General features: G+C 70.6%; 4 protein-coding genes. 2 read left to right on the forward strand and 2 right to left on the reverse strand.

What is annotated here, in order from left to right:
* Positions 1 to 1,753 (forward strand): fumarate reductase/succinate dehydrogenase flavoprotein subunit (locus tag G6017_RS01035; RefSeq protein WP_182615483.1); only part of this gene is annotated, 1,753 nt, incomplete at its 5' end.
* A 34-nt stretch (positions 1,754 to 1,787) separates the two neighbouring features.
* Entirely contained in the window at positions 1,788 to 2,531 is a 744-nt protein-coding gene (locus G6017_RS01040) for a succinate dehydrogenase/fumarate reductase iron-sulfur subunit (protein ID WP_182615485.1), read from the forward strand.
* 111 nt (positions 2,532 to 2,642) lie between these two features.
* Here the strand turns inward: G6017_RS01040 and G6017_RS01045 are convergent, their stop codons facing one another.
* The gene (locus G6017_RS01045) at positions 2,643 to 2,960 is read right to left on the reverse strand and encodes a hypothetical protein (protein ID WP_241731314.1); all 318 of its coding nucleotides are present in this window, start codon (positions 2,958 to 2,960) and stop codon (positions 2,643 to 2,645) included.
* Positions 2,961 to 2,999: 39 nt separating this feature from the next.
* On the reverse strand, positions 3,000 to 3,954 hold a 955-nt coding region (locus G6017_RS01050), incomplete at its 5' end, for an AAA family ATPase (RefSeq protein WP_182615487.1).

Genomic DNA, 3,954 nt, shown 5'->3' on the forward strand with positions numbered 1-3,954 from the left:
CACCGCGCTGACCTACCACGACGCGCCGCGGCGCGCGCACTCCGTGGCGGCCCAGGGCGGGATCAACGCCGCCCGCGCGAGGCGGGTCGACGGCGACTCCCTGCACCGCTTCGTCGCCGACACGGTCAAGGGTGGCGACTTCCGGGGCCGGGAGGCCGAGGCGTTCAGGCTCGGCGAGGAGTCGGTTCGCGTCATCGACCACTTCTCGGGGATCGGCACGCCGTTCGCCCGGGAGTACGGGGGCGTGCTGTCCACGCGGTCGTTCGGCGGAGTGCAGGTCTCACGCACCTACTACTCACGCGGGCAGACCGGTCAGCAACTCCAGATCGCCGGCACCCAGGCCCTCCAGCGGCAGATCCGGGCGGGCACGGTGCGGTTGCACACCCGCCACGAGATGCTCGATCTGATCGTCGACGACGCCGGATGTCACGGGGTCGTGGTCCGCGACCTCGTTACCGGACACCTCCGCGCCGAGACCGCCCACGCCGTGGTGCTGGCGACGGGCGGCTACGGGAACGTCTTCCACGACTCCACGCTCGCGGTGAACTCCAACGCCTCGGCCGTGTGGCGGGCTCACCAGCGGGGGGCGTTGTTCGCCTCGCCGTCGTTCGTCCAGTTCCACCCCACCGCCCTGCCCAAGGACACGACCTGGCAGGCCAAGACCATCCTCATGAGCGAGTCGCTCCGCAACGACGGCCGCATCTGGGTGCCGAGGCACGCGGGCGACGACCGACCGCCGGGCGACATCCCCGATTCCGACCGCGACTTCTTCCTCGAGCGCCGCTACCCGGCCTACGGAAACCTGGTCCCCCGCGACGTGGCGTCACGGGCGATCACGGCGGAGATCCGCGACGGCCGCGGGGTGGGCCCCCGCCACAACTCGGTGTACCTGGACTTCCGGGACTCCCTCGCCCGCGACGGCCGGCAGCGGATCGCCGAGCGGTACGGCAACCTGTTCGACATGTACTCCCACGCCACCGGCGAGGACCCGTACTCCGTCCCGATGCGCATCGCGCCCACCTGTCACTTCACCATGGGCGGGCTCTGGAGCGACTACGACCTCCAGACCTCGATCCCCGGACTGTTCGTCGGCGGCGAATGCGGCTGGGCGTATCACGGCGCCAACCGACTCGGCGCCAACTCGCTGCTCAGCGCCAGTGTGGACGGCTGGTTCACCCTCCCGTACTCGGTGCCGGCGCACCTGGCCGCCCGCCTCGGGGACGATCCACCGGACGACGACGACGAGGTGGTCACCACCGCCGTGGGCCGCGCCCGGGCGCGCGTCGAGGCGCTCCTCGCGGTGGGCGGATCCACCGGGCCCGCCCATTTCCACCGCGCGCTGGGCGAGATCCTCTACGCCGGCTGCGGGGTCACCCGCACCGCCGAGGGGCTGACCGCCGCGATCGGGCGCATCCGCGACCTCCGGGCCCGGTTCTGGTCCGACCTCCGCGTGACCGGGACCGGTGAGCACCTCAACCAGGTGCTCGAACTGGCCGGCCGGACAGCCGACTACCTGGAGCTGGCCGAACTGATGTGCGTCGACGCCCTGGACCGCGACGAATCCTGTGGCGCCCACTTCCGCGACGAACACCGGTCCCCGGGCGGCGAGGCGCTGCGCCGAGACGACCTCTGGCGCTTCGCCTCGGCCTGGGGATCGGCCGGCGACGACCGGGGCGGCCCGCGCACCTTCACCCGCCATGCCGAACCGCTCGACTTCTCCGCGGTCGAGCTCACCACGAGGGACTACCGATGAGATCCACTCGACGAACGACTGCGAGCACCACCCCGTGAGACTCACCCTGCGCGTGTGGAGGCAGGCCGGTCCCGAGGAGTCCGGCGCCTACGTGGAGTACCACGTTCCGGACGCCGAACCGGAGATGAGCCTGCTCGAGCTGCTCGACTCGCTCAACGACCGACTGGTCGACGACGGGGTGGACCCGGTGGCCTTCGATTCCGACTGCCGGGAGGGGATCTGCGGAGCGTGCGGGGTGACCGTCGACGGGCGCGCGCACGGCCCGGCCGAGAACACCCCCTCGTGCCACCAGCGCCTGGACGCCTACTCCGACGGTGACACCCTGCGCATCGAACCGATGCGCGCGGCGGTGTTCCCCGTGATCCGGGACCTGGTGGTGGACCGCTCCGCGCTGGACGGGATAGCCGAGGCCGGGGCCCACGTGTCGCTTCCCGCGGGGACGGCCCCCGACGCCGACCTCACGGCGCAGGGGCACGACGACGCGGAGACCGCACTGGATCTGGCGGCCTGCATCGGCTGCGGTGCGTGCGTGGCGGCCTGCCCCAACGGATCGGCCAATCTCTTCCTGGGTGCGAAGCTGGGGCATCTGGCCCTGATGCCGGTGGCGAGCCGCGAACGCGGGTCCCGGGCACGCGAGATGGTCGACGCCGCGGATCAGGAGTTCGGCTCCTGCTCCCTCTACGGCGAGTGCTCGAGGGTGTGCCCGGCGGGGATTCCGCTGCGTGCGATCGGCATGGTCAACCGGGAGCGCCTCCGCGCGGTCTTCAGGCGCTCGTGACCGGGGTCAGTCCCAAGCGGAGCGGGGCGGTGACGGGCACGGCGAGGTCGCGGCCTGCGAGCCGTCGGAGGGAGTGACGAGAGTGTCGCCGACCAGCTCGACCGCCGGTCTCTAGACGTCGTCCTCCCTGACCGGGCCGCCCTCGCTCTCCCACCGGTCGATCATCTTGACCTTCGTCCGGGTGAACTTGCGCCGCACGCCCACACCCCCGTTCTCGTCCTCTGGGATGAACCGGGCGCCGTAATACGTGAGGGCGTCGGTGAGTGACTGCACTTCCGCGTCGTCGAGGTCGCCCACCCCGCGTTCGTAGTCCCGGATCTTCTGCTGGTCGAGCCCCGACCGTGCGGCGATGACCCCGGTGGAGACCAGACACAGGATCCGGGCCGACCGCGCCAGGCTCGCGTCCATGTGCAGTTCTCGATCAGTCATGGCCCCATGGTGCCTGATCAGCACGGTGGTGGCACGCGATCACCGCATGCGCTGGGAGATCACCTTGGAAATGCCGTCGCCCTGCATCGACACCCCGTAGAGGACGTCGGCGACGTCCATCGTGGGCTTCTGGTGGGTGATCACGATGAGCTGGCTGGTCTCACGGAGTTGTTCGAACAGTCCGATGAGGCGGCGCAGGTTGGTGTCGTCGAGTGCGGCCTCGACCTCGTCCATCACATAGAACGGGCTGGGCCTGGCCTTGAAGATCGCCACCAGCATCGCCACGGCCGTCAGCGATTTCTCGCCACCGGACAGCAACGACAGGCGCTTGACCTTCTTTCCCGGCGGCCGGGCCTCGACCTCGATCCCCGTGGCCAGCATGTCCGTGGGGTCGGTGAGGATCAACCGGCCCTCACCGCCGGGGAACAGCACGGAGAACACGTCGCGGAACTCGCGCTCGACGTCCACCCATGCCTCGGTGAAGATCTGCTCGATCCTCTCGTCCACGTCGTCGATCACCCCCTCGAGGTCGGCGCGGGCCTTCTTGACGTCGTCGAGCTGGGTGGACAGGAACGCGTATCTCTCCTCGAGGGCGGCGAACTCCTCCAGCGCCAGCGGATTGACCTTGCCCAGGGTCGCCAGATCTTTCTGGGCCAGCTTGAGTCGACGCTCCTGCTCGGCACGCAGATACGGCATCGGCGGGGGTGGGGTGACGTCCTCACCGCGCTCGCGGGCCGCCTCGTACTCCTCGATCTCCAGCGCGGACGGCGGAAGCGGCACCTCCGGCCCGTACTCCGCCACCAGGGCCTCGGGCTCGATGCCGTGCCGTTCCAGCACCGCGGACTCGAGCTCGGAGACCTTGACCTCGAGTTGGGCCCGGACGATCTCGTCGCGGTGGGCGGCGTCCCCCAGTCTGGTGACCTCGGCTTCCGCGCCCGCCAGCTCGGTACGGAGCGAGGCCACCCGTGCGGAGGCCTCCGAGCGCGCGGCCGCC

Origin of the sequence: Dietzia sp. B44, from assembly GCF_014145245.1 — a bacterium.
GTDB lineage: Bacteria > Actinomycetota > Actinomycetes > Mycobacteriales > Mycobacteriaceae > Dietzia > Dietzia natronolimnaea.